This is a genomic window from Sneathiella sp. (assembly GCF_047631475.1).
GTDB lineage: Bacteria > Pseudomonadota > Alphaproteobacteria > Sneathiellales > Sneathiellaceae > Sneathiella.
The window spans coordinates 69,091-93,435 of sequence record NZ_JBLHZT010000005.1; the positions used below are offsets into that span (position 1 = coordinate 69,091).

25 protein-coding genes and 1 other RNA gene are annotated in these 24,345 nt (G+C 48.8%); 14 read left to right on the forward strand and 12 right to left on the reverse strand.

Annotated features, from left to right (window positions below; genetic code table 11):
• The first annotated feature begins 7 nt into the window (after nucleotides 1-7).
• From rfbC to ACJAYR_RS03345, 4 genes are read left to right on the forward strand one after another with little or no spacing between them, the layout of a single operon-like run.
• The gene (gene rfbC, locus ACJAYR_RS03330; protein WP_415235281.1) at nucleotides 8-580 is read left to right on the forward strand and encodes a dTDP-4-dehydrorhamnose 3,5-epimerase; all 573 of its coding nucleotides are present in this window, start codon (nucleotides 8-10) and stop codon (nucleotides 578-580) included.
• Entirely contained in the window at nucleotides 577-1,632 is a 1,056-nt protein-coding gene (rfbB, locus tag ACJAYR_RS03335) for a dTDP-glucose 4,6-dehydratase (RefSeq protein ID WP_415235282.1), read from the forward strand. Before rfbC ends, rfbB begins: the two co-directional genes overlap by 4 nt.
• A complete protein-coding gene (gene rfbD / locus ACJAYR_RS03340; protein WP_415235283.1) occupies nucleotides 1,629-2,462 on the forward strand; it encodes a dTDP-4-dehydrorhamnose reductase in 834 nt (277 codons plus the stop codon). The genes rfbB and rfbD overlap by 4 nt, the downstream gene beginning before the upstream one ends.
• 11 nt (nucleotides 2,463-2,473) lie before the next feature.
• Complete coding sequence (locus ACJAYR_RS03345) at nucleotides 2,474-2,926, forward strand: acyl-CoA thioesterase (RefSeq protein ID WP_415235284.1); 453 nt, start codon at nucleotides 2,474-2,476, stop codon at nucleotides 2,924-2,926.
• Between the two features lie 18 nt (nucleotides 2,927-2,944).
• Here the strand turns inward: ACJAYR_RS03345 and ACJAYR_RS03350 are convergent, their stop codons facing one another.
• Nucleotides 2,945-3,397: an Hsp20 family protein gene (locus ACJAYR_RS03350; RefSeq protein ID WP_169542993.1), complete on the reverse strand. Its 453-nt coding sequence runs from the start codon at nucleotides 3,395-3,397 to the stop codon at nucleotides 2,945-2,947.
• 195 nt (nucleotides 3,398-3,592) lie between these two features.
• On the opposite strand from ACJAYR_RS03350, the gene ACJAYR_RS03355 reads away from it, so the two are divergent.
• Nucleotides 3,593-4,036 carry a DUF1465 family protein gene (locus ACJAYR_RS03355; protein ID WP_415235285.1) on the forward strand — a complete coding sequence of 148 codons (444 nt, stop codon included), beginning with the start codon at nucleotides 3,593-3,595 and terminating at the stop codon, nucleotides 4,034-4,036.
• Nucleotides 4,037-4,110: 74 nt separating this feature from the next.
• Here ACJAYR_RS03355 and rpmE read toward each other — a convergent pair whose 3' ends face one another.
• Entirely contained in the window at nucleotides 4,111-4,332 is a 222-nt protein-coding gene (gene rpmE / locus ACJAYR_RS03360) for a 50S ribosomal protein L31 (RefSeq protein ID WP_169542991.1), read from the reverse strand.
• Nucleotides 4,333-4,558: 226 nt separating this feature from the next.
• Between rpmE and ACJAYR_RS03365 the strand changes: the two genes are divergently transcribed.
• Together ACJAYR_RS03365 and ACJAYR_RS03370 are read left to right on the forward strand one after the other, a co-directional pair.
• Nucleotides 4,559-6,304 (forward strand): ABC transporter transmembrane domain-containing protein, encoded by a 1,746-nt coding sequence (locus tag ACJAYR_RS03365; protein ID WP_415235335.1) that lies wholly within the window; start codon nucleotides 4,559-4,561, stop codon nucleotides 6,302-6,304.
• A gap of 70 nt (nucleotides 6,305-6,374) precedes the next feature.
• A complete protein-coding gene (locus ACJAYR_RS03370; protein ID WP_415235286.1) occupies nucleotides 6,375-7,562 on the forward strand; it encodes a CaiB/BaiF CoA transferase family protein in 1,188 nt (395 codons plus the stop codon).
• A 5-nt stretch (nucleotides 7,563-7,567) separates the two neighbouring features.
• Here the strand turns inward: ACJAYR_RS03370 and ACJAYR_RS03375 are convergent, their stop codons facing one another.
• The 10 genes from ACJAYR_RS03375 to tkt all read right to left on the reverse strand — a co-directional run bounded on the left by ACJAYR_RS03375 (nucleotide 7,568) and on the right by tkt (nucleotide 18,994).
• Nucleotides 7,568-8,953, reverse strand: coding sequence for a peptidoglycan -binding protein (locus ACJAYR_RS03375; RefSeq protein WP_415235287.1), 1,386 nt, complete (start codon nucleotides 8,951-8,953; stop codon nucleotides 7,568-7,570).
• Between the two features lie 17 nt (nucleotides 8,954-8,970).
• The gene (locus tag ACJAYR_RS03380; protein WP_415235288.1) at nucleotides 8,971-10,167 is read right to left on the reverse strand and encodes a flagellar motor protein MotA; all 1,197 of its coding nucleotides are present in this window, start codon (nucleotides 10,165-10,167) and stop codon (nucleotides 8,971-8,973) included.
• Between the two features lie 2 nt (nucleotides 10,168-10,169).
• Nucleotides 10,170-11,285 carry an OmpA family protein gene (locus tag ACJAYR_RS03385; RefSeq protein ID WP_415235289.1) on the reverse strand — a complete coding sequence of 372 codons (1,116 nt, stop codon included), beginning with the start codon at nucleotides 11,283-11,285 and terminating at the stop codon, nucleotides 10,170-10,172.
• Nucleotides 11,286-11,478: 193 nt separating this feature from the next.
• Nucleotides 11,479-12,282, reverse strand: a complete 804-nt coding sequence (locus tag ACJAYR_RS03390; protein WP_169542989.1) for an inositol monophosphatase family protein — start codon at nucleotides 12,280-12,282, stop codon at nucleotides 11,479-11,481.
• A gap of 44 nt (nucleotides 12,283-12,326) precedes the next feature.
• Nucleotides 12,327-12,890: an elongation factor P gene (efp, locus tag ACJAYR_RS03395; protein ID WP_169542988.1), complete on the reverse strand. Its 564-nt coding sequence runs from the start codon at nucleotides 12,888-12,890 to the stop codon at nucleotides 12,327-12,329.
• A gap of 49 nt (nucleotides 12,891-12,939) precedes the next feature.
• Nucleotides 12,940-13,584: a thiamine phosphate synthase gene (gene thiE / locus ACJAYR_RS03400; RefSeq protein ID WP_415235336.1), complete on the reverse strand. Its 645-nt coding sequence runs from the start codon at nucleotides 13,582-13,584 to the stop codon at nucleotides 12,940-12,942.
• 90 nt (nucleotides 13,585-13,674) lie between these two features.
• Nucleotides 13,675-14,685 carry a class I fructose-bisphosphate aldolase gene (locus tag ACJAYR_RS03405; RefSeq protein ID WP_415235290.1) on the reverse strand — a complete coding sequence of 337 codons (1,011 nt, stop codon included), beginning with the start codon at nucleotides 14,683-14,685 and terminating at the stop codon, nucleotides 13,675-13,677.
• Between the two features lie 20 nt (nucleotides 14,686-14,705).
• The gene (locus ACJAYR_RS03410) at nucleotides 14,706-15,902 is read right to left on the reverse strand and encodes a phosphoglycerate kinase (RefSeq protein WP_415235291.1); all 1,197 of its coding nucleotides are present in this window, start codon (nucleotides 15,900-15,902) and stop codon (nucleotides 14,706-14,708) included.
• 26 nt (nucleotides 15,903-15,928) lie between these two features.
• Complete coding sequence (gene gap / locus ACJAYR_RS03415; protein WP_415235292.1) at nucleotides 15,929-16,936, reverse strand: type I glyceraldehyde-3-phosphate dehydrogenase; 1,008 nt, start codon at nucleotides 16,934-16,936, stop codon at nucleotides 15,929-15,931.
• A gap of 54 nt (nucleotides 16,937-16,990) precedes the next feature.
• On the reverse strand, nucleotides 16,991-18,994 hold the full coding sequence (gene tkt / locus ACJAYR_RS03420; RefSeq protein WP_415235293.1) for a transketolase: 2,004 nt from the start codon (nucleotides 18,992-18,994) through the stop codon (nucleotides 16,991-16,993).
• Nucleotides 18,995-19,360: 366 nt separating this feature from the next.
• Between tkt and ACJAYR_RS03425 the strand changes: the two genes are divergently transcribed.
• From ACJAYR_RS03425 to ACJAYR_RS03455, 7 genes are all read left to right on the forward strand, one after another.
• The gene (locus ACJAYR_RS03425) at nucleotides 19,361-19,666 is read left to right on the forward strand and encodes a DUF4164 family protein (protein ID WP_415235337.1); all 306 of its coding nucleotides are present in this window, start codon (nucleotides 19,361-19,363) and stop codon (nucleotides 19,664-19,666) included.
• 5 nt (nucleotides 19,667-19,671) lie between these two features.
• Nucleotides 19,672-19,980, forward strand: coding sequence for a cell division protein ZapA (locus ACJAYR_RS03430; protein ID WP_415235294.1), 309 nt, complete (start codon nucleotides 19,672-19,674; stop codon nucleotides 19,978-19,980).
• Nucleotides 19,981-19,990: 10 nt separating this feature from the next.
• A non-coding RNA gene (ssrS, locus tag ACJAYR_RS03435) (6S RNA) lies at nucleotides 19,991-20,149 on the forward strand.
• Between the two features lie 57 nt (nucleotides 20,150-20,206).
• A complete protein-coding gene (locus tag ACJAYR_RS03440; protein WP_415235295.1) occupies nucleotides 20,207-20,776 on the forward strand; it encodes a 5-formyltetrahydrofolate cyclo-ligase in 570 nt (189 codons plus the stop codon).
• Complete coding sequence (locus tag ACJAYR_RS03445; RefSeq protein WP_415235296.1) at nucleotides 20,773-21,585, forward strand: TIGR00282 family metallophosphoesterase; 813 nt, start codon at nucleotides 20,773-20,775, stop codon at nucleotides 21,583-21,585. The genes ACJAYR_RS03440 and ACJAYR_RS03445 overlap by 4 nt, the downstream gene beginning before the upstream one ends.
• A gap of 130 nt (nucleotides 21,586-21,715) precedes the next feature.
• The gene (locus ACJAYR_RS03450) at nucleotides 21,716-23,389 is read left to right on the forward strand and encodes a hypothetical protein (protein ID WP_415235297.1); all 1,674 of its coding nucleotides are present in this window, start codon (nucleotides 21,716-21,718) and stop codon (nucleotides 23,387-23,389) included.
• A 196-nt stretch (nucleotides 23,390-23,585) separates the two neighbouring features.
• Nucleotides 23,586-24,338 carry a YebC/PmpR family DNA-binding transcriptional regulator gene (locus ACJAYR_RS03455; protein ID WP_415235298.1) on the forward strand — a complete coding sequence of 251 codons (753 nt, stop codon included), beginning with the start codon at nucleotides 23,586-23,588 and terminating at the stop codon, nucleotides 24,336-24,338.
• Nucleotides 24,339-24,345: the final 7 nt, after the last annotated feature.

Consider the following 24,345-nt stretch of genomic DNA (forward strand, 5'->3'; position numbering starts at 1 on the left):
ATTGGGAATGATTGATATTGAAGAAACCGCCATACCGGACGTCAAAATAATCCGGCCTAAGCGTTTTGGGGATGACCGTGGTTTTTTCTCAGAAGTCTGGAATGCGAAACGTATGAAAGAAGCGGGGCTAGATGTTTCGTTTGTTCAGGATAATCATGCTTTTAGTGCTGAAAAAGGAACCATACGGGGATTGCATTATCAAACTGCCCCCAATGCACAAGGCAAGTTGGTGCGCGTGACCCGCGGGGTGGCGCTCGATGTTGCTGTTGATATTCGAAAAGGCTCCCCCACATTTGCCAAGCATGTCGCCGTTGAGCTTTCTGCTGAAAACTGGGCACAGCTGTGGGTGCCGCCCGGATTTGCTCATGGATACTGCACCTTGAGCGATAACGTCGAGTTTTTGTATAAAGTAACAGGAGACTACAGCCCGGAGGATGAAGCTGGCATTCTTTATAATGATCCTGAGATTGCCGTTGACTGGCGATTGGGCGCGGTTGCACCGATATTGTCTGAAAAGGATAAAATCCTGCCGCGTTTGGCTGATCAGGACAAGCTTTTTGACTACGGAGATTTTAGATGACTATTTTTGTAACAGGTGGTGCGGGATTTATTGGGTCTGCTCTTGTACGTGATCTTGTCTCTCAGGAAAAGGAACTGGTGGTCACAATCGATAAGCTGACTTACGCTGGGAGTCTGGAAAATTTGACTGAGATTTCGGGCTCTAATAATCATGTGTTTGAAAAGACCGATATTTGCGACAGTCCAGCAATCGCAGCACTGTTTCAGAAATACCAACCAAGAACTGTCTATCATCTGGCCGCTGAAAGTCATGTAGACAGGTCCATTGATGGTCCTGCAGACTTTATTCAGACCAATCTCGTTGGCACTTTCGTTATGCTTCAGTCGGCGCTCGAATATTGGCGTGAATTGACAGGCCCGGAAAAAGAGGCCTTTCGTTTTCTGCATGTTTCCACAGATGAGGTGTATGGTGAATTAGGGCCTGAAGGGTTGTTCTCTGAAACCAGTCCCTATGAACCCAGTTCTCCTTATTCCTCCAGTAAGGCCGGGTCAGATCATTTGGCGCGTGCGTGGCAGAGAACCTATGGCCTACCGGTTTTGGTGACAAATTGTTCGAATAACTATGGTCCGTACCAGTTCCCTGAAAAACTATTGCCTGTTGTTATTCTAAATGCGCTGGAAGGGCGTGAGATCCCAGTTTATGGAAATGGTGAGAATATCCGGGACTGGCTATATGTCCATGATCATTCAAGTGCGTTACAACTTGTTGTGGAAAAGGGTTCTGTTGGGGAGACCTATATGGTCGGTGGTCGTGCTGAGCAGACCAATATTATGATGGTCCGGAAAATCTGCCAGATACTGGATCAAAAAATCCCAACGGATACCCCCCGTGAGAATCTAATCAAATTTGTGACGGATCGGCCGGGTCATGATGCGCGCTATGCTGTGGATTGTTCCAAGATCGAGCGAGAGCTTGGCTGGTCGCAATCGGTTTCATTGGATGAGGGACTGGAGAAAACAGTGTCCTGGTATCTTGATAATCTGGACTGGGTTCGAAGCGTCGGTGGTGGTGTGGAAAAAGACCGCCGTGGACTGGAAGGTAAATCCGCGTGAAGGTTCTTGTGACGGGGAAAAATGGTCAGGTAGGAACGGCGCTCATAAAGGCAGCTGAAGCCATTCCGGATATCCAGATTTTTGGGTATGATCGATCTGAACTGGACATTTCCAATTCCGATCATATTCAGCACAGGCTGATTCAGACCGAACCGGACGTTGTTATAAATGCCGCGGCCTATACAGCGGTTGATCGGGCGGAAGACGATGTCGAAACTGCTTTTGTGATTAATCGGGATGGGCCGGAGCTGCTCGCTTTGTGCTGTGCTCAAAGAGACATTCCGCTGTTGCATATTTCTACGGATTTTGTTTTTGATGGGCAAAAAGAAGGGGCTTATCTTGAGACGGACCCGTGTCAGCCAATTAGTATTTATGGGCGGAGTAAGCTGGCCGGAGAAAATCAGATAAAGTTGGCGTGGAAGAAGCATCTTATCCTGCGGACAGCCTGGGTGTTCGGTGGTCAGAATAATTTTGTAAAAACAATGCAGAGGTTGGGTGCTGAACGACCAGAGATTTCAGTGGTTAATGATCAATTTGGCGGCCCCACATCCGCGATTGATATTGCAGCAGCATTATTAATGATGGCACAAAAAGCGATAGAAACCGGGTTCAATGAATGGGGCGTTTATCATTATACAGGCACGCCGTCCGTTAGCTGGTATGAATTTGCCTGTGAAATCCTGAAAGACAATAGACAACTGGTTATTCATCCCATTCCGACAACAGAATATCCCACGCCTGCAAGGCGACCATCCAATTCTGTCTTGAATTGCCAGAAAATTAGATCTGTTTTTGGTATCGAGCAGCCGGACTGGAAAACAAAACTATAAGAAAGAAAAAAATGGCACGAGAAGATTTTGGCTTTTTCTTCGACTTCAGAGTTCGATATTCTGAAATTGACGGTCAGGGGATTGTTTTCAACGCCCACTATCTGACATATTTTGACACAGCGATTACAGAATACCTGCGGCGCCCGGATTTTAACTACTCAGAGTTTGTTAAACAGTCAGGCGCGGATTTTCATCTTGTAAAGTCACTGGTCAATTATGAGCGGCCCATTGAATTTGATGCTGAAATTCAAGTGGGGTGTCGGACCGAAAAAATTGGCAATAGTTCGATCACTTTTATTCTGGAAATTTTCGAGAAAAATGGCGACATGCGCTATGCAAATGGAGAAATCATATGGGTGCTCACAGATCAGAAAAGCCATAAGACCATACAAGTTCCCGACGAAATACGGGCTATTGTTCGGTCAATTGATCTTCAATACCAGTTGGACACTGGCGCGGAATAATCCGCGCCAGTCCATTCTTTAGGCTGCTTTTTTACCTTCAAGCATTTTCTGCTTTTCGATTTTGATCGACCGAGGCTTGAGAGCTTCTGGTATTTCTCTATGCAGCTCGATATGCAGGAGCCCATTATTCATTGAGGCACCGGCCACTTTTACAGTGTCCGCTAACTCAAAGGTCTGGGTAAACGCCCGTCCAGCGATTCCTTTGTGAAGATACTCGACACCATCTTCTTCTTCCACGACTGATTTACCCGTGATTTTGAGAGAATTCTGTGTCGCTGTGATCTCGATTTCGTCTTCAGAGAAACCGGCGACAGCCATCGTGATCCTGTAATGATCCGGATCTTTCTTCACGATGTTATAAGGGGGGAACTTGTCAGCAGTTGATGCTTGCTCCAACCCTTCAAAAAGTTGCCCAATCCGGTCATATCCGATAGTTGAACGCATGAGGGGTGTAAAATCAAAATGACGCATTATCTATCCTCCTTCAGAGCAATATGTGCGTGGACCTCCCGACGATCGGCGAAGCCCTGTTTTACGATCAGACCCGATACCGGCGCCTGATGTCTAATATGTAGGAAGGAAGATTTTCTCATTCAAGAGGACAAAATAGAGAAAATTAACGAATAATGTCCTAAACTGATGATTGGAAAAGGCGGAAGGATAACCATGGGACCTGGCGAGCAACAAACACGCGTACCTCAAGCTGCGGGCACCATTTTCTTTTCACGCACCTATGATGAGGCACTTCGCTTGGTTATGGAGGCGCGTGAATACCTGCTGGGCCCGGGACGCATCGCCGTCAGAGACTTGTCGAGCGAGGGAAACTTCCGCTATGCAACAGAATCACTCCGCTTGACCACACGTTTGACCGAAACGATGTCTTGGCTGATGTTTCAAAGGGCGGTTCTGGAAGGAGAAATCTCACCTGAAGAAGCACAGGCAGATGAGTGTCACTTACAATATCAGGCAACCTGTCTTCCTGACGCCGATGAGGAAGAGCTGGACCTTCTGCCAGCGGGCCTGATTTCATTGCTCGAAAGAAGTGAAGCCCTTTACCGTCGAATTGACAGACTGGATAAGCAGGCCATTGCAAGTTTTCGAGACTCGTGACGCGGGCTCTCTAAGACCCAATAAAAAAGGCGCCGGTTAAGGCGCCATTTTCGTGCAGGTGTCTTGGTTTGATCTTATTTAAGACCGAAACCAGAGAAACGCTTGTTGAATTTTGCAACACGGCCATCTTCACGAAGGCGTTGCTGACCACCCGTCCATGCGGCGTGTGATGTTGGATCAATGTCCAATTTCAGTACATCACCTTCAGAACCGTATGTAGAACGGGTTTCGTAAGTTGTACCATCTGTCATTTCGACTGTGATGGTGTGGTAGTCTGGGTGTATATCTTTTTTCATATCGCCTCTACCCTCACGGGGATGCTGGAATTCACTAAGCCGGCCTTATATAAAAGGTTCGGTAGTCTGGCAAGCAAAGATATGCGTTTTTCAGAATTTTCTTGCAAAAAAAACTGCTAAGTTTAAATCCAAAGGCTGAAAAGCACGGCTTGGAAGTGATAGAGTGACAGATACCCCGCAATTGGAAAATCCACAATCCACCGAAAAAGTGAAGTCTAGCCTGGTTATGAACCGGCTATGGAAACTTGGCCGATTCGTCTTCCCATACTCGAAACAGTTCATCGGTGCGATGATTGCGTTGGTCTTTGCATCCGCGGCCCTTCTTTTAATCGGGCAGGCGATCCGCTTGTTGTTGGATAATGGATTTTCAGCTGGCTCTGACAATCTGGATCAGTATTTCATAGGCTTGATGGCCGTTGTCGCCTTGCTGGCGATTGCTTCTTTTGCACGATATTATCTGGTCTCCTGGATTGGAGAGCGGGTGATCTCGGATATTCGGACGGCTGTATTCAGTCATATCCTGAAACTCAGCCCGGCATTTTTTGAAATGACCCGAACCGGTGAGGTCCTCTCCCGCCTGACCACGGATACAACACTCATTCAAACAGTCATTGGGTCTTCTGTATCTGTTGCACTTCGAAACCTTTTGTCTTTTGTGGGGGGCTTGGCGCTTCTCGTTTACACCAGTCCAAAGCTGGCGGGGATGGTCCTGCTGGTGGTTCCTTGTATCGTTGTGCCGATTATTGTTTTTGGGCGTCAGGTTCGGAAGCTAAGCCGCGATAATCAGGATGGTATTGCACGCGTCAGTGCCCGTGCAGATGAAACCTTGCGATCTATCCAGACATCTCAGGCCTATACCCACGAAGATGTCGATCGGCAGATGTTTAAGGAAGATGTGGAATTCAGCTTCCGGATCGCGATTAAACGAATTCGGGCGCGGGCCTGGTTGACGGGGCTTGTTATCCTGCTGGTGTTTGGCGCAATTGATCTTGTTCTATGGATCGGGGCGAAAGATGTGGTCAATGGTGCCATGTCTCCCGGTACGTTAGGGTCTTTTGTTTTTTACGCCATTGTCGTCGCCGGTTCTTTGGGATCGCTCAGTGAAGTCTGGGGTGAACTTCAACGGGCAGCGGGTGCCTCTGAGCGCCTGCTGGAGCTGCTCACGCAGGACGTTGAAGTAAAGGCGCCTGATAACCCTGTGCCGGTCGCTCAGGAGCTTACAGAAGGGATCGAGTTTGAGCATGTCCAGTTTCATTACCCGTCTCGAAAAGATACGGCTGCGCTGAACGATTTTTCTTTAAAAATCGAACCGGGGGAAACCGTCGCCATTGTCGGACCAAGCGGGGCGGGTAAAACAACTGTCTTTCAGTTGTTGTTGAGGTTTTATGATCCGCAGTCCGGACGCCTTCTGGTGAACGGTACAGATATCACACAGGCAGACCCGAAGGCGATCCGATCGCTGACAGGTCTGGTGCCACAGGACCCTGTAATTTTTGCGGATACGGCAATGAATAATATTCGGTATGGCCGTCCAGATGCCTCCGACGAGGAAGTATATGCCGCGGCAGAAGCCGCAGCCTGTGATTTCATTGATGCGCTTCCTGAAAAATTTCAAACGGAATTCGGAGAACGCGGCATAACACTTTCTGGCGGACAGAAACAACGGATCGCCATTGCACGGGCTATTTTGCGAGATCCGGAAATTCTTTTGTTGGACGAGGCCACATCTGCACTGGACGCTGAAAGTGAAAGGTTGGTGCAGCTGGCGTTGGAGAATCTGATGAAAGACCGCACAACCTTGGTCATTGCGCACCGTCTGGCAACGGTTTTGAACGCCGACCGGATCGTCGTTTTGGAGAACGGACGCGTTATCACGCAAGGCACTCATGAAGAGTTGATGAGAGAAGACGGACTTTACGCAAAATTGGCCCGTTTGCAGTTTGATATTGGTCGAGACGCGATGACGGTTTAGGCTATACAATAATTGAGGGGCGCAAATTCATCTCCTGTCACGGAAGATAACAATAATAAAGGAGTATCCCGTGGAATTGTTAAAAGGTATTCGAGTTTTAGATCTCACGACCATGGTTTCAGGCCCTGTCGCAGCAACTATTTTGGCCGATCAAGGGGCCGACGTGATCAAGGTGGAGCCTTTGCATGGAGAGCAGATGCGCCATGTTCGGTCGTCGCATTTCGGTGTCAATCCGATGTTCTTTTCCTGTAATCGGGGTAAAAAATCGATTTCATTGAACCTGAAATCTGAACAGGGGAAAGAAGTTCTGTGGCGTCTGATCGAAACTGCCGACGTCTTAATTCAAAATTTCCGTCCCGGTGCAATTGAAAAAATGGGTTTTTCTGCAGAAAAAGTGCGGGAGAAAAACAAGTCGCTTATCTTTGTCTCGATCAGTGGATTTGGTGAAGAAGGACCCTATGCTCAAAAACGCGTATACGATCCGGTTATTCAGGCCTTGTCTGGGGCGGCAGATATTCAAGGCGATCATAAAACGGGCGAGCCACATCTTTTCAAATTGATTATCGCAGATAAAATTACGTCCCTTACAACATCTCAGGCTATTTCTTCGGCTCTCTATTCACGGGAGAAAACAGGAGAAGGTCAGCATGTGAAAATCTCTATGCTGGATAGCATGCTTTCTTTCTTCTGGCCTGAGGGGATGACAGGGCTAACATATGATGAGTATGAAGTAGACAGCTCTAAAAGTATGAGCGCGGTTGAGCCTATCTTTGCAACGAAGGATGGTCATGTAACCGCGGTGTCAATTGCCGATAGTGAATGGGCCGGGATGTGCCGGGCGTTTGGCCGGAGCGAATTGATTGAAGATCCCCGCTTTATCAACGCAATCGAGCGGTTTAATCATGCGGAAATCAGAAAGCAGATTGTTGCCGAAGAGATCGCCAAATGGACGAGCGAGGAAATCCTTGCGCGCCTGGATGCCGAGGATGTGCCCTGTGCGCCGATCCTTAAACGCGATGAATTAAAAGATCATCCGCAAATACAGACCAATGGGTCCATTCATACTTTTAACGTTCCAGGCTATGGAAAAATTAATCAGGCGCGGCCGCCCGCACAGTTCGAGCAAGCGCCATTTGATGGTATGGACCTTGCCCCTGAACTTGGGGAGCATACGGCGTCCTTGCTTGAAGAGCTCGGATATTCGAAAGAAGAAATTGACCGGTTGTCTGAGGGCCGCGCTGTCCGGCTCGCAGAGTAAGAGGCCTAGCGTTCCGTCAGTTTCAGTTCGATCCGCCGGTTTCTTAAAAAGGCAATTTCATCGTCACGAGGATCGAGAGGTTGGAACTCACCAAACCCGGTGGGTGCCAGCCGTTCTGGCGGAACACCGCGGGCGATGAGATATTTCGTCACTGACAAAGCCCGAGCGATGGACAATTCCCAGTTTGACGGAAATCGAGCAGTTTTGATGGGTTGGCGATCCGTATGACCGTCTACGCGGAGGACCCAATCAATTTCATCGGGGATGGATTTCGCAATTTCCAAAAGTGTTCGGGCAAAGGTTGCCATGCTTTCGCGCCCCTGTGCCCCCAGTTCAGCCTCTCCCAGACCAAATAAGACCTCGGACTGAAAGACGAACCTGTCGCCAACCACGCTAATGCCGGGGCGATTTTTCAACACTTTGCGCAGTTCACCAAAGAAATTGGAGCGATATTGCTGGAGTTCCTGAACTTTTTGGGCAAGCGCAAGATTAAGCCGTTTTCCAAGATCCGCAATCTGTGCTTTTTGTTCTTTATCCTTTGCTTCTGATACCTCTAACGCCGTTTCAATTTTAGCAAGCTGCTCTCTCAGAGCATTAAGCTGTGCATTGAGAAGCTCCACCTGAGCCTTGGCCTCGATCGATATTTTTTCTTCTTCGCTTAGCGCATCCTGTGTTTGAAGATAGAGGGTTTGTAATTCTGCAAGTCGGATTTCACGCTCTTCAATATCTTTTTGCGCAAGAACAGTCCGCTCTTGTTCATCGTTCAGGCTTGCTTCAAGCTCCTTGCTTCTATCGCGCAGCTCGCCGATTTCAATTTCCTTGTCAGAAAGTTTGCCGGCCAGTTTGCTAACACTGTCTTCAAGTTCTTTTCGAACGGCCTTCAGTGCGTCGATATCCCGTTTCAGGCTTTCAATTTCCTTGAGGTTTGCGGCGACCGTTTCTTTTTCGGCCTTAATTCTTGTTTCCGCCGCTTCCAGGGCCTCCTCTGTTTCCTTGGTTTTGGTTTCCTGCTTACTAAGTAATAACGTTAGCTCGTCGCGTTTGTTTTCGGCGTCAAGGGCGCGAGCTGTCACGGTGTCCAACCGAATGATGGCCGCATCCCGCTCCTGATTGGATTTGGAAAGCGTAATATTGATGTTGGTCAGATCACGTTGAAGGTCAGCGTTTGATTGTCGTTCCAATGCCAATAAGTCCGCCAGCTCGTTCACTTGTTGATTAAGCTGTTCAAGCGCGGCGTCACGGCCAGAAAGCGCCTGTGATAAAAAGAACTGTGCCAGAACAAAAACGACCAGCAGGAAAATTATCACAAGCAGAAGAGTCGTCAGAGCATCCACGAAACCTGGCCAGATTTCGTAATTGGCGCGTTGTCCATTGCGTCTGCGTGCCATCATCTACCTCTCAAGGATACTCAACTGCGCCGGTCTTCTTCGGCAATAGCGGCGATGGTTCGCGTCAGAAGTTTAATATCGCTGCGAATTTCTTGTGTTATCTGGTTTCGCCCATCTGCGATATCTTCAAGAAGGCGGGCCATATATACATCAAGGTTGCGTAAATGATTCCGGCTAGCCTGATCCAAACCGCCCTGTTCCTGAACTTGAGCCATCCTTTGCAAGACAGGTTTTAATTCCATCTGCCCTTCGACCAGTTTGACCATAAGGTCCTGCTCGGCCCGCATCTGATCCGTTAGCGCCGCAAGTTTCTCGCTGACAGAATTCATCGCATTCTCGCCAGAATGACGTCGCTCTTCATTTCGGGCTAAAGTCCGTTGCAGACTATCCAGACTTTCTGCTGTTTGTTCCAGCAAAGCACTGACATAGGCCGGGACACTTTGGTCTCCGTCAGAAATGCCGGCGGGGCCAGCAGAGGAAAAGCGGGTGATTGATGTCAGCCATTCTTCCAGATCGGTATAGAACCGGTTTTGTGCCTGTCCGGCCTGCATGTCCAGAAAACCCAGTACCAAAGACCCTGACAAACCGAACAATGAAGATGAAAAAGCAATCGCCATCCCATCGAGAGGTCGTTCCAGTCCCTTTTTCAACTCATCAAAGATCGCTGTAAAATCTCCGTCACCCACATTCAAAGTGGATATTGCGGCTCCTACAGAGGAGACCGTTTCCAGAAGACCCCAAAATGTACCGAGCAGTCCCAGAAAAATCAATACATTGATCATGTATCTGGAGATATCTCGGCCTTCCTCAAGGCGGACGCTGACGCTGTCCAGCAAGGTGTTCATGGTAACCGCGGTCAAGCGTAACGGACCGTTGTTTTCCCGAATAATGGTCGCAAGCGGGGATAGTAAAACAGGGGATGACTGAAGAGATATCCCACCCTCTGTTTTCTTCAGGCTTTCAGACCAGTTAATTTCCCGGTTGAGCATAAAGACCTGACGAAAAATAAAGCCGATACCAAAGAACAGAACAGCAAAGATAAGGCCGTTCAAATAAGGATTGGCGTAAAAGGCTTTTTCTGCGGGTCCAAACAGGAAGACAGAGATCCCGACCACAATCGCGATGAAAATCAGCATGCGAATGAGGTGGCGACGGGGCTTGTTTATCTTCGGTGTTCTCACGTCTCCTGACGTATTTAATCCTGGAAGTGTTGTCATGATTACCGCGCTATCACTATAAGGTCGACCCGATCAGGGGCGGATCCATCTGTTGGTTTACCAAGAGCCCTCACCTCAATCCGATTATTTGGGACGCCCAGTTTCATGAGTTTGGAGCGGACAACCAAAGCACGCCCAAGGGATAAACGGCGGGCAGCACTGTTACTGCCAGCGTCAGCGAAGGAAAGCAGTTGAACCCGGTCTTCAGAGGATGCAATTTGCTCCGCCAGTTTTTTCAGATCTGCCTCTGCTGAACTTGGAAGGGTTGATGTATCCGGCGAAAAGAAGATTTGTTTCAGTTCTGCCGAATTCGCAGGCGGCGTCTGCGTTTCAGGTACGGCCTTCTTGGTGATCGGGTCTACTGATTTTTGTGGCTCGATCGCGGCAACCTGCATGTCCTTCTGGTCGTCTTTAACCGAAGGTGCTTCTACAACCTTTTGCTCTGGAGTTGTTTTTGCGGTCGTGGTCTCCTTGCTTGAAGCCGTGTCAGTCGAATTTGGCGAGCTGCTTTTCTTAGAGGGGGCTTCCTGTGCGGGTTTTGCAGCGACGTCCGTTGTTTCCGCCGCCGTTGCCGCCTGATTTGAAGGCTTCTTAACCGCTGGTATCTCTGCTTCGGTTTTTGCTGTTGTTTGTTTCGGGGCTGTTACTGTTTGTTCGGTAATTTTTGTTGGCTTTTCTGCAACAGTTTCTTCTTTTTTCTCAGGCAGCTTCTTCATCTGAACCACCGGTTTTTCGGTTGGTTCAGGCTTTTTTTCAACCGTTTCAACTTTTTTGGCGATTTGTTTTTTACGAGGCGGCGCTTTTACCGCTGGTTTCCTTTTGGGCCGGCTTCCTGGCGGAACCAATTGAATGACTTCGTCGCCATCGACAATCCGGCTGCTCTTGGAATAGTCCTGAAGTGGTGTGCTTGCGGGAGAGGGGGCCGATTGGTAGGGGGGCTGCTGCTGCGGGTAGACAGCGCCCATGTTAACCTGGACGGAAGCACCGCCGGGCCCGCCAATGACAACGGTTTGAGAGTGTGCAGGTAAAGAGATGAAAAGTGAAATTGCAAGAGCGGATGTGGCCAGCAAACGACTACGCTTCAACGTCTGGGACGTTCGTCTTTTGACATTCGCCATAAATACCCCCGTTATTACTATTGGTTGCGACCAGATGGTTCTGCAACCCAAACTCTATTCAATGACTGTTTTCAACCCCTATTTTGTCAAAGAAATATGACAAACTAAGGGCCGTAAAAGGTTTCTGAGCAAATAATAACGAAGGGAAGGGCGGGGCTCAACTTTTTAGTGAAAAGCGCGCCCCACATTCTGGCTAGCGTTTTTTACGGGCTTTACGCAATATGTCCTTCATTGGACTGTTGATGCCGCTATTAGTGGCAAGAATATCGCCTTTTTCCAGCATTTTTTCGCCGCCATCGATCTGACTTACTAGGCCGCCTGCTTCTCGAACGATGACAATACCTGCCGCCATATCCCATGAAGACAGACCGTGTTCCCAGAAGCCGTCGTAACGGCCAGCGGCAACATAGGCAAGATCAAGGGCAGCGGACCCAAACCGGCGAATGCCTGCCGAAACAGCCATGATTTCGTTCGCTTCTCGCAGAAATTCTTCATGACCCGGCCGCCCGAGGAACGGAATACCAGTCGAAAGAACACAGTCCGCCATTCTGGTGCGTCCTGAAACCCGAAGACGATGGCCGTTCACAAAAGCACCTTCCCCTTTTGCCGCCCAGAAGAGTTCATCTTTCGTCAAATCCAGAATAACACCAGCAATCAGTTCCTTGCCTTCCATGACGGCAATCGAGATGGCAAAGTGAGGAATGCCATGCAAGAAATTTGTGGTTCCATCCAAAGGATCAACGATCCAATAGTGAGTTCCGTCTTTTGCCGGGACTTCACCCCCTTCTTCCATCTTGAAACCGAAGTCAGGACGGGCCCGGCTCAGTTCCTCGCGGATGGTTTTTTCTGCAGCAATGTCGGCATTGCTAACAAAATCTGCAGGGCCCTTTCTGGAAACCTGCAAATTCTCGACTTCGTTAAAATCGCGAAGGAGTTTTGGAGCCGCCTTGCGGGCAGCAGTTTCCATAACGTTAATAAGGGGTGTTTTGCGGGCCATGTCGTTACCTGATTACTAATTCATTAGGGAGAAAAAAGAGCAGTCTATTCTGCTCTTTTTGCATATTCGGATGTTTCTGTATTCACGACGATTTTCTCGCCGCTACTGCAGAAGGGTGGCACCATTATCCGCATTCCGTTTTCCAGAATGGCGGGCTTGTAAGACGATGCTGCGGTCTGGCCTTTCACTGTTGGTTCTGTTTCAGAAATTTCCAAAGTGATATGTTCAGGCAACAGAACGTTAAGGGGTTCATCTTCGTAAAACTCGATCTCCATGGACATGCCGTCCTGAAGAAACTGAGCCTTGTCGCCAACCAGATCCTTTGAAAGGGAGACCTGCTCGTAAGTGTCGGTGTCCATGAAAGTCAGCAAATCACCATCTTCGAACAGGAACTGATGGGCTTTTTGCTCAAGCCGCGCTCTTTCCACTGTCTCTGAAGAACGGAAACGTTCGTTGAGTTTGGTCCCATCGCGCAGGTTCTTAAGTTCAACCTGCAGATAGGCGCCTCCTTTACCCGGTTGTGTATGTTGAATTTTGACAGCGACCCAGAGGCCACCTTTATGTTCAATTACATTTCCGGGGCGAATTGCATTGCCATTAATCTTCATGACTGGTTTTCGTCCATTTCGTTCGTAAAATATATCGGCGCGGAACCTATCAGGTTGCCGAGCTGTTATCAATGATCCTGTTCAATGCTTCAACAGCGCGGGCCGGGCCTTCAGAATGCTGCCACACGCCACTGGAAATTGCGAGGAAATCTGCCCCGCTTTTAATGAGTGGTGCCGCATTGTCAACAGTTATCCCGCCAATCGCAACACAGGGGATTTCACAAAGAGAGGTCCACCATTGCAGAATCTCAGGTTCTGCCGCAGTTTTCGCTACTTTTGTTGTCGTGGGATAAAAAGCCCCGAAGGCGACATAGTCAGCCCCCCGTTCTGCAGCTTCCATTGCCAGATGACGTGAGTCGTGACAGGTAACACCGACGATCATGTCGTCTCCAACAATCTGGCGGGCTTCAGCATAAGGCATATCTTCCTGACCAATATGCACCCCATCAGTTCCCAGTTCCTTTGCGAGGGCTGGATTGTCGTTGATCAGAAACGCAATGCCATGACGTTCTGCGATGGGCATCAGGCGTTCGGTTGCTGCCGCAATTTCAGCCTTGTCCGCCATTTTTAAACGAAGTTGAAAACAAGCAATATCCCCACCGGACGCGGCCTCTGAAAATGCATTCTCAAAGTCGTCCAAGTCGATTGTCGGCGGAGAAATCAGGTATAGCCGAGGGCGTATTGTTTCTATGATCTTGCTCCGTTTGGTTTGTTATAAAATAGATCAGGCCTGTAACAGAGTACAGGCCTGATCGAATAAAGCTTGCTAATCAACAAGGCTCAATCAGTTGGTTTCTTCAGAAAGCTCACCGTCTCTGGCCAGGCTGGTCAATTTGCATCTTTTGATAAACGCGGCCTGAGCGGCGTCTACATTTTCTTTCTTACCCTGCCAGGTTGATAGTGCAGATGTTTGCAAGGCGCGCCCAAAGGAGTAGCTCAGCTCCCACGGATGCGAACCGGATTGATTGATCTTATTGAGGTTTGCTGTTGCCTGCTCTTCGGATTGACCGCCTGACAGAAAGACGATGCCGGGAACTGAAGCGGGAACGGTTTGTTCAAAGCAATAAATTGTTTTGGCGCTGACTTCATCTGCCTCCGCCTGCTCGGGGCATTGCAGGCCAGGTACAATCATGTTCGGCTTAAGTAGCATTTGTTCAAGTACAACCCGCTGCTTATACAATTCGTCAAAAACTGATTTAAGAGCGGTTTCTGTCACTGCATAACATTCGTCAATTGAATGAAATCCATCCATTAACACTTCTGGCTCGACGATCGGCACGATATTGGCTTCCTGACACAGGGCGGCATACCGCGCCAAAGCATGAGCATTCGTTTCAATGCAGTAGGTGCTGGGAAGCCCGTCATTGATTTCAATAACAGCGCGCCATTTGGCAAAACGGGCGCCAAGTTGGTAATACTCGGCCAATCTTTCCCGCAAACCATCCAAGCCTTCGGTGATTTTTTCACCATCGGAAAACGCCAGCGGCTTGGCTCCCATATCAACTTTGATACCCGGAATGATGCCTTGCTCTTCAAGAAGTTGAGGGATAGAGCGTCCGTCACTTGCTTTTTGTCGCAATGTTTCGTCATACAGGATGGCGCCACTGATATAGTCGGAAACACCTTTAGCCGTGAATAACATTTCCCGGTAATCACGGCGATTTTCTTCAGTGTTTTCAACACCGATCGTGTCAAACCGTTTTTTGATGGTTCCTGTACTTTCATCCGCGGCAAGAATACCTTTGCTGCGTTCGACCAGTTGGAGGGCCAAATCTTCCATTAGGATTTCAGTCATTCATCCAGTCCTTTTAAAATTTACTGCGCCATCAGCGCTTTGACGCCAGGCAGATCTTTTCCTTCCATCCATTCTAGGAAGGCACCGCCGGCCGTTGAAATATAAGTAAAGCTATCGGTGACATTCGCCTTGGAGAGGGCGGCGACGGTGTCCCCACCACCCGCGACAGATACCAGTTTATTATTTTGCGTCTGCCGTTTGGCGACCTCCGCAATGGCAAATGTTCCCGTGCCAAATGGTTCGATTTCGAAGGCGCCAAGCGGGCCATTCCAAATCAGGGTTTTGCAATCGGTCAAACGTGAGCAGATGTGCGAGACAGTCTGAGGCCCCGCATCTAGGATCATTTCCTCGGAGCCGACTTCCAGGACGCTTGCTGTCCGGTTTTTTGCATGCTCTTTAAACTCTTTTGCCAAAACGCCATCCTCGGGCAAAATAATGTCGCACCCAACGGCTTCAGCTTTCGCAAGGATCTCGTTGGCCGTGTCGGCAAGATCATGTTCGCACAGAGACGCACCAACATCGACACCTTTTGCGTTCAGGAACGTATTCGCCATTCCGCCGCCAATCACAAGATTGTCGACTTTTTCAATCAGATTAAAAAGTAAGTCCAGTTTTGTCGAGATTTTTGCACCGCCCACTATGGCCATTACGGGCCGGGCCGGGACTTCAAGAGCCGCCGAAAGGGCTGTTAATTCGGCTTCCATATTTCGGCCAGCATAGGCTGGCAGTAAACGCGCAATGGCCTCAGTCGATGCATGAGCCCGATGAGAACATGAAAAGGCGTCATTAACATACAGATCGCCAAGGGCCGCGAGGGAGGCCGCAAAATCAGCATTATTTTGCTCTTCTCCGGCAAAGAAGCGAACATTTTCCATCAAAATGACACCTGCGCTGCCGGTTGCGCGAATGGCATCCATCGCCTCATTGCCCACACAGGTATTAAAGAAACCGATCTTAATTCCTAGTCTTTCCGACATCGCATGGGCAACCGGTTCCAATGACATGTCGGGAACAATTTGGCCTTTCGGGCGGCCAAAGTGACTGAGAAGGACCACCGTCGCGCCCTTTTCAGTGAGTTCCTTGATGGTTGGAGCCACTCTGTCAATACGGGTAAAATCAGATACTTTACCGTCGTTCATTGGAACGTTCAGATCCACACGAACCAGAACAGTCTTTCCATTCGCCTCTAGTTGATCAAGCGTCTGGTATGCTGTCATTTGAGTGTACTCCACTATCCTTTGAATTATCCGAGATTTGCCATAACCAGAGCCGTGTCGCTCATACGGTTCGAAAAACCCCATTCATTGTCATACCAGCTTAGAACGCGAACGAAAGTGCCTTCAATAACTTGCGTTTGGGTTAGGTCAAACGAAGAGCTGGCTGGATTGTGATTGAAGTCAATCGATACCAGCGGTTCATCATTTGCGTTCAGAATGCCCTTGAGGCGTCCGTTTGCCGCTTCAAGAACAGCCTCATTAATTTCCTGGGCGGTTGTTGAGCGTTTGGCAACGAAAGTCAGGTCAATCATGGAAACGTTTGGCGTAGGTACCCGAACGGATGTGCCGTCAAGTTTTCCTGCAAGCTCTGGAAGCACCAGACCAACCGCCTTCGCGGCTCCTGTAGAGGTTGGAATAATTGACATGGCAGCGGCCCGGGCCCGGCGCATATCACCGTGTAACGTGTCCAAAACCGGCTGATCGCCTGTATAAGCATGCACCGTTGTCATGAACCCGTGTGCGATACCAACGGTTTCATTCAGGACCTGGGCAACAGGCGCAAGACAGTTGGTTGTGCAGGACGCGTTGGAAACAATCTTATGGCCTGCTTCCAGTTTGTCATGGTTTACACCATAAACAACGGTCAGGTCCACCTCAGTGCCCGGGGCTGAAATCAGCACTTTTTTTGCGCCAGCTTCCAGATGGGCCTTTGCTTTATCTGCATGGGTGAAAATACCGGTGCATTCGAAGGCGATATCAACGTTTAATTCACCCCAAGGCAAATCGGCGGGATTGCGCTCTGACGTGACCCGAATAGGTCCGCGTCCCAAATCCATGCTGTCTTCGGTGACTGTTACGTCTCCCGGAAAACGGCCATGCACACTGTCATATTTTAACAAATGCGCATTGGAGCTAACAGAACCCAGATCGTTGATTCCGACGACCTCGATATCCGTGCGACCCGACTCATAGATTGCACGAAGGACGTTTCGGCCAATACGTCCAAACCCGTTAATTGCAACACGAACAGTCATCTTGTCATACACTCCTGTAAACAGAAACGGTCGGAAAAACCCGCCCGGTTATCATCAAAGCTGTTTTTTTGCCGCTTCCACAACGGCTTCGCTCGTAATATTGAAATGCTTGTACAAATCTCCAGCAGGGGCCGAGGCACCAAAACTATCGAGACCAACAAACTCACCTTCACGACCGATATAGCGAGACCAACCGTATGAGCTGGCGGCTTCAATGGCAACCTTGACAGTACCGGGGCCCAGCGTTTCCGTCTGATAGCTCTGGGACTGCGCATCAAACAGATCGGTACAGGGAACCGAGACAACTCGTGTGCCAATGCCTTCTGCTTCAAGGGCTTTTTGTGCGTCCAGTGCAATGCCGACTTCTGAGCCAGTAGCCAACAGAGTCACTTGTGCATCTATATTGGCAGCAGACAGTTCATACGCGCCTTTTGCAGAAAGATTCTCAGACGTGTAATCGTTTCTCACCAGCGGAAGACCCTGACGGCTCAAAGACAAAACAGATGGTGTCTTTTTGGATTTCAATGCAACTTCCCAGCATTCCGCTGTTTCGACGGCATCGGCCGGACGGAAGACGTTCACGTTTGGCATGGCCCGCAAGGATGCGAGATGCTCAACAGGCTGGTGCGTTGGGCCGTCTTCACCAAGACCAATGGAATCGTGGGTCATAACATAGATGACGCGCTGCTCCATCAAAGCGGAAAGGCGGATTGCGGGACGCGCATAATCTGTAAAGACCATGAAGGTACCACCGTATGGAATAAACCCTTTATGCAGGGCCATGCCGTTCATGATTGCGGACATTCCAAATTCACGGACGCCGTAATAGACGTAGCGGCCAGAAAAGTCCTCTGGAGTCACTGGGTCCAAATGAGACGTTTTTGTCAGATTTGATCCGGTCAGATCAGCGGAACCCCCAATTGTCGTCGAAACATGTTCATTGATAATGTTGAGAGCTTCCTGACTGGCTTTCCGGCTAGCCCATCCAGGGGCATCTTCGGTCAGTTGTTTTTTATAAGCCAGCATAGCGTCATCAAGGCTGGATGGCAGCTCGCCAGACAACGATGTTTCAAACGCAGATTTCTCATCTGTACTGAGGGCGTCGAAGGCTTTTTCCCAAGCAGAGGAGATACGGGCCCCTTTCGTGCCAACAGCACGCCAGCGATCCCGGATTGTTGCTGGAATCTCAAAAGGTGCGTGCGGCCAATTCAGTTCTTTTCGGGCAAGAGCAATTTCTTCTGCACCCAAAGGCGCTCCATGCACGCCAGAGGTGCCCTGCTTGTTCGGAGCGCCGTATCCAATGGTGGTTTTACAAGCAATAAGAGAGGGTTTGTTGCTCTCTTTTGCTTTGGCAATTGCTGTTTCAATCGCGTCTGGGTCATGCCCGTCAATCGTTTGTGTATCCCACCCCAACGCATCAAAGCGTTTTAGCTGGTTGTCTGATACAGCCAGATCCGTTTTTCCGTCGATACTGATTTCATTGTCATCCCAAAGAACAATCAGTTTTTCCAGTCCAAGATGGCCTGCGAAAGACGCGGCTTCATGACTGATACCTTCCATCAGGCAGCCATCGCCCGCGATGACATAGGTATGATGGTCAACAATATCTTTGAAGCGAGCGGCCTGCATTTTTTCGGCAAGCGCCATACCAACCGCTGTTGCCAGGCCCTGACCAAGAGGACCTGTCGTGGTTTCTATACCATCGGCGTGGCCATATTCGGGATGCCCGGCTGTCTTCGATCCAAGTTGCCGGAAGTTTTTGATCTCTTCCAGGCTCATATCCTTGTACCCTGTTAGGTGCAGCAGGGAATAGAGCAGCATTGAGCCGTGGCCAGCCGAGAGAACAAATCTGTCTCTATCAGGCCAGTTCGGCTTGGATGGATCAAATTTCAGGAATTTTGAAAACAGGACGGTTGCAACATCCGCCATGCCCATCGGCATGCCCGGATGTCCTGAATTAGCTTGTTGGACTGCATCCATGGAAAGTGCACGAATTGCATTTGCCATTTCGATAAATTTGGAGGCAGAAGGCGAAGTATTGGCGCCACTATCGTTCATATTTGACTCATTCATATCCACCGGCAGAAAGTACAGTATTCGCAGCGAAAACCCTATTCAAAGCGTTCTACAGCTGTAAATCGTCTCAGACGCCAGCGCCCGTAGCGGGTCACATTTCGGTATCCAATCTGCATGATATTACTATTTTTGCCTGTAAAAAAAGGCATGTCAAACCTCAGAAAACGCCATGCAGACCAGTTCTGGAATCGAGGCGAAGATGCCGTTCATGGGCGCGCACGTCAACCGCTTAGTTCATCTTTTGTACATGAAAATTGTATATTCTGTGCGGAATGACCAATTTCCAACAGAGGTTGACGGAGGTTGTCCTGGGGTCGTATTGTTTTCAGGAAAACTGTCGCACGCTTCTTGCATCAGCAGGGGAATTCCAGAATAAGGGGTGAAGAGATTACCGAATCGAGAATTGAGGCAGCGCTTCAGAGGCTGGAAAAAGCTGCAGAAACATTGTCTGACAAACCCGCTCAAGGGTTGCTGGATATGCGGGGACGTTCTGATCAGGATGCCGAGCTGGAAAGCTTGCGGTCGGAGAATGCGTCTCTTCGAAAGGAAATCAGTGATTTGACGGAGCGATATCAGGCGCTAAAGCAGCGTACGGATATAGTTTCAGGTCGACTGGACAAGACAATAGATGATATCGGCGCAATTCTGGAGTAAATGACATGGCTTCGGTGACAGTAAAGGTAAATGGGCGGCCTTACCCCATTGTTTGTGGTGATGGTGAAGAAGATCATCTTAAATATCTGGCTGAGTTTGTGGACAAGAAAGTCCAGGATCTGAGCAATTCAATCGCAAATGCGACGGAAACACAGTTGCTTCTTATGGCTTCTTTGTTGATTGCTGATGATTTATCTCAGGCCTACGAAAGTATCGATAAACTGAAAGATAGTGCGGATAATACCGCAGAAGATAAGTTGGAAGAGTGGGCTGAGAAACTGGAAACTATTGCACTTCAGTTAGAAACTGCCTAAATAGACTTCAGTTGCACTGCCTTGTGCGTTAGTTCTTAGATATCCTGGGGCCAATACCGAAATCCTGGGGGCTAATCCCTGACTGGACCGTGGTCCTATTATATCGGCTCCCACCTGACTTGTCAGGCCACAGAGATTTCATTCGTTCGACGGCTATGGTGGTGCAACCCTAATTCCTTAGGTATCTGACCCTTTTTGTTTGCCTGATCCAGAGTGGGGCTACGTGTTGAATACGGTCGCTCTTGAAAAAAAATCTGCTCGAAAAGCAGCCTCTGCATTGCGTAAACAGTTGCACCGCACCAGGCTAGGTATTTCTGCTGCCCGACATTTTCTTGATAGCATTCCCCTAAACGGAGGAGCGGTCGTTTCATTATATTGGCCGATCGGAAGCGAGATTGATGTATCCCCTCTGGTCGATCCATTGCTTGACGCGGGATGTGTCTGTGCGCTTCCCGTCGTGGAAGCGATAGCGCAGCCACTGGTTTTCAGGCAATGGCATAAGGATGATGTTCTGGAAAAGGGTGTGATGGATATTCCTGTTCCTGTCCCTTCCGCAAAGATCGTGATCCCGGATATCCTGGTTGTGCCGTTGCTCGGCTTTGATCGCACAGGCTATCGTTTGGGATATGGCGGTGGGTTTTACGATCGGACATTGGCGCAGCTGCGGGACGCCCGTCACTGTCTGGCTGTTGGATATGCCTATGCCGGGCAAGAGATGGAAAATCTCCCCACAGACAAATTTGATCAACCCTTGGATTGGGTTGTTACCGAAAAAGAAGCAAGGAAGTTCACGTGAAATTGTTGTATTGCGGTGATGTTGTTGGTCGTTCTGGTCGTGATGCGATCTCTGAGCATTTGCCAACGCTGAGGAAACAGCTGGCTCTCGACTTTGTAGTTGTAAATGGAGAAAATGCAGCCTCAGGATTTGGTATAACCGAAAAAATCTGCGCCGGCTTTTATGAGGCTGGGGCGGACTGTATTGTTCTTGGTAATCACAGCTTCGATCAGAAGGATATCATGTCCTATATGTCCGAAGATGCCCGGCTTATCCGTCCAATCAACTACCCGGAAGGAACCCCCGGACGGGGAGCGTCAGCATTTAAAACCCGTGCTGGCAAAACAGTGTTGGTGGTGCAGGTAATGGGGCGTGTTTTTATGGACCCGCTGGACGATCCTTTTGCAGCTGTTGATAAAATTTTGAAATCCGGTCGTCTGGCGCAAAAATACGATTTCATTTTGATTGATGTGCATGGTGAGGCGACCTCTGAAAAAATGGCTCTGGGGCATTTTTGTGATGGACGGGTTTCGGCTGTAGTTGGAAGCCACTCACATGTTCCGACAGCCGATACACAAATTCTGCCGGGCGGAACCGGATATCAGACAGACGCGGGAATGTGCGGGGATTACAATTCTGTCATCGGTATGGAAAAAGAAGAGCCAATCCGGCGGTTTACCCGGAAAATACCGTCCAGCCGTTTTACGCCAGCTTTGGGGCCTGGCACACTTTGTGGTATCTATATTGAAACCGATGATAAGACGGGTTTTACAACACGAATAGAACCAGTTCGCATCGGCGCCCGCTTGCTTCAGCATGTGCCCGACTAGCACGCATTTCGTTTTGATTGGGCCTCAGCTGTGCTAATATGAGGGTTAATCAAATGTTTGTAGTTTGTTAAGAGTGTAATGATAGCTTCCGAGGAGATGTAAAAGTACTAAGTATTCGGCGGAGATAATATTGTCCGAACCTAAAACCCATTTTGAAGTACATGGAAAACAGTCCGGAAGCTGGACTGTACAGAAAGTCTGTGACTCAAAAGAAGTTGCCATTGATTTCGCCAAGATACTCAAGTCGGGGCAAAATATAGCCTCTGTCAAAGTCCTGCAGGTCAAGTTTGATTCTAACGATCCGGTCTTCCATGACAAAGAAGTTTATTTCGATGGAGAACGGGATAAGCCAAATACTGATTCTGGTGTCGAGCTGATTGAGCCTATCTGCCAATCGGCATCTGAAATTTATCAGCCCAGTGCGCGACGCGCGATCGGTCAGCTTCTTCAAAAGCCAATGGCGCAATGGCACATTACGCCTTTGGAATTGCTTTATCACAGCAAACATTTGCAGAAATTGAATGATACTGGTCAGATCCTTCAGGGTGCTGTTCAACGGGTCGCGATCTCTCAGGTGCAGCGCACCGGCCAGAAAGTAAATGACCGTGTTTTGGAACTTTACCGCATAACAAATGAAGTCCTTAAAAACCTGAAAGACTTCAACTCTTTGGATATTGTTCCAGAAATTGAAGATGATAACCTTGTTAAGCTGATGCGCGCGGTTAAAGATCATGAGGACTGGCGTCAGCTGTTTTTGATGTCAATGGCACGCTATCTCAGCGACATAAAAACGATTGATGATAAATTCGATATCATAATGAACTGGCTTGGCAAGTATGATGATCCCGGTGTTCTGGAAATGCTGGACCGCCATGTTGCAGATTTCTTGTCTTCGTCTTCCTATTTAAGGCGTATTTTGGGTGAGGAGGAGAATCTCGGTGAAGCAATGCTCGCCCTCGTTGACCTTATTCGCGGGACCCGGCAATTCCCAGGCGGGTCGCATTCGGGCGGAGTCCGTGTGAATGCACTGTTACGGGATCAGTTCCTGCCAGAAACGCGTATGGCGTTGACGCTAAAGCTGAAAAAAACCTTGAAAGGCAACGCGTCATTTGTTTCTGGCGATCCGTTTAAAAGTGCGATTTATCATAGTAAGTTGATGTCTCGGACCCAAATCGGGAACGACGAGCATGTGGGCGGGCAGGAAGTGGTTGAAGCGTTGCGGATGCGCAGCGAAAAGATGACGGGCAGCACAACAATTGGAAATATGCTGGCTGGCCATGATAATCCGTTGGATCGCGCGGATGTCTTGCTGATGATCAGCCAGGGGCTCGTTGGTGCGGTTAGCAAGCGAACCATTGCCAATTATTTGCTTCCTTTATTGGAGAGTGGACAAAATTTTCAATATCTTACGTCCGGTAAAATACCGCCACTGACAATCCTTGCACGCCTGCAAGAGCTGCAGTCAAAGGTTGCAAAATCTGATTTTCAGGAGTTCTACAATACAAAGCTCTCTGAGCGTCTGGACCAAATGTCTGTCGATCTGATGAAAGAACTAGAAGTTTTGGAAAATTTCAAAAAACGGGCGGCGGATAATACTCAGCTTGGGTTGACGTTGTTGCAGTTGCTGGCTTCCGATAAACTGACGAAGCCGGAAGGTGCCAGAATGGTTCATGAATTCACCAGAAAAACGATCGTTTCGGCTGATTTTATGGCTGATTTGGAAAAGAAAGCCAAAACAGGCGCGTCACAGGTCGAGTTTTTTAAGACATTTTATACGGCCCTTGAGAAAACCAATATCCGCTAGCCAGACCTTCCGAAACGACCGAAGTTCGAATTATTTTCCCAAAAAATTCATTCTTGTCTTGGGTGAAGTCTACCCTTGCGTTAAATAGTAATCAGGAAAATAAATGAGCAGCTTCGGATTACGTTGTCTGATTTGTTCATTTTTGTGATTTGATGACATGGAAAATGACTTTCCATGGATGACTAAGAGAAGAAGTATGGCGGGACATTCCAAGTTTAAAAATATCATGCATCGTAAAGGCGCTCAGGATAAAAAGCGCGCCAAGATCTTTGCTAAGCATATCCGGGAATTGACAGTAGCGGCGAAGTCGGGCCTGCCAGAACCTGATATGAACCCAAGATTGAGAACCGCGATTGCGGCGGCCCGATCAGATAATATGCCGAAAGATAACATCGATCGTGCCATCAAGCGTGCGGCGAGTGGTGGTGAAGGCGAAAATTATGACGAAATCCGGTATGAGGGCTATGGCCCCGGTGGTATCGCGGTGATCGTCGAGACACTTACCGATAACAAAAACCGGACGGCAGCCGAAGTTCGTGCCGCCTTTAATAAGGCTGGCGGTGCATTGGGAGAGACTGGATCCGTTTCTTTTATGTTCGAACATATGGGGCAGATTGTTTACAGCGCTTCAGAAATCGATGGCGATGAAGTTTTTGAAGCAGCCTTAGAGGCCGGGGCTGACAATGTAGAGAGTGATGACGAAGCCCACGAAATCACCTGCGCAATGGAAGATTTCAATGATGTTCAGGCCACGTTGGAAGAGAAATTTGGCACGCCACAGGAAGCCGGCATTATCTGGAAGCCAACAAACAGTGTGCCCGTAGAAACCGAAGAAAAAGCCAATTCAATCTTTAAGCTTGTTGATGTTCTGGAAGATAACGATGATGTGCAGAAAGTGTCTGCCAATTTCGATATTCCTGATGAAATCATGGAAAAGCTGGAGACCTGAGCGGCTG

Coding starts and splice junctions, on each gene's coding strand:
- rfbC (WP_415235281.1), top strand. CDS start 8: ATGATTGATATTGAAGAAACCGCCATACCGGACGTCAAAATAATCCGG.
- rfbB (WP_415235282.1), top strand. CDS start 577: ATGACTATTTTTGTAACAGGTGGTGCGGGATTTATTGGGTCTGCTCTT.
- ACJAYR_RS03345 (WP_415235284.1), top strand. CDS start 2,474: ATGGCACGAGAAGATTTTGGCTTTTTCTTCGACTTCAGAGTTCGATAT.
- ACJAYR_RS03350 (WP_169542993.1), bottom strand. CDS start 3,397: ATGCGTCATTTTGATTTTACACCCCTCATGCGTTCAACTATCGGATAT.
- ACJAYR_RS03355 (WP_415235285.1), top strand. CDS start 3,593: ATGGGACCTGGCGAGCAACAAACACGCGTACCTCAAGCTGCGGGCACC.
- rpmE (WP_169542991.1), bottom strand. CDS start 4,332: ATGAAAAAAGATATACACCCAGACTACCACACCATCACAGTCGAAATG.
- ACJAYR_RS03365 (WP_415235335.1), top strand. CDS start 4,559: ATGAACCGGCTATGGAAACTTGGCCGATTCGTCTTCCCATACTCGAAA.
- ACJAYR_RS03375 (WP_415235287.1), bottom strand. CDS start 8,953: ATGATGGCACGCAGACGCAATGGACAACGCGCCAATTACGAAATCTGG.
- ACJAYR_RS03380 (WP_415235288.1), bottom strand. CDS start 10,167: ATGACAACACTTCCAGGATTAAATACGTCAGGAGACGTGAGAACACCG.
- ACJAYR_RS03385 (WP_415235289.1), bottom strand. CDS start 11,285: ATGGCGAATGTCAAAAGACGAACGTCCCAGACGTTGAAGCGTAGTCGT.
- ACJAYR_RS03390 (WP_169542989.1), bottom strand. CDS start 12,282: ATGGCCCGCAAAACACCCCTTATTAACGTTATGGAAACTGCTGCCCGC.
- efp (WP_169542988.1), bottom strand. CDS start 12,890: ATGAAGATTAATGGCAATGCAATTCGCCCCGGAAATGTAATTGAACAT.
- ACJAYR_RS03405 (WP_415235290.1), bottom strand. CDS start 14,685: ATGACTGAAATCCTAATGGAAGATTTGGCCCTCCAACTGGTCGAACGC.
- ACJAYR_RS03410 (WP_415235291.1), bottom strand. CDS start 15,902: ATGACAGCATACCAGACGCTTGATCAACTAGAGGCGAATGGAAAGACT.
- gap (WP_415235292.1), bottom strand. CDS start 16,936: ATGACTGTTCGTGTTGCAATTAACGGGTTTGGACGTATTGGCCGAAAC.
- tkt (WP_415235293.1), bottom strand. CDS start 18,994: ATGAACGATAGTGGCGCCAATACTTCGCCTTCTGCCTCCAAATTTATC.
- ACJAYR_RS03430 (WP_415235294.1), top strand. CDS start 19,672: ATGGCTTCGGTGACAGTAAAGGTAAATGGGCGGCCTTACCCCATTGTT.
- ACJAYR_RS03455 (WP_415235298.1), top strand. CDS start 23,586: ATGGCGGGACATTCCAAGTTTAAAAATATCATGCATCGTAAAGGCGCT.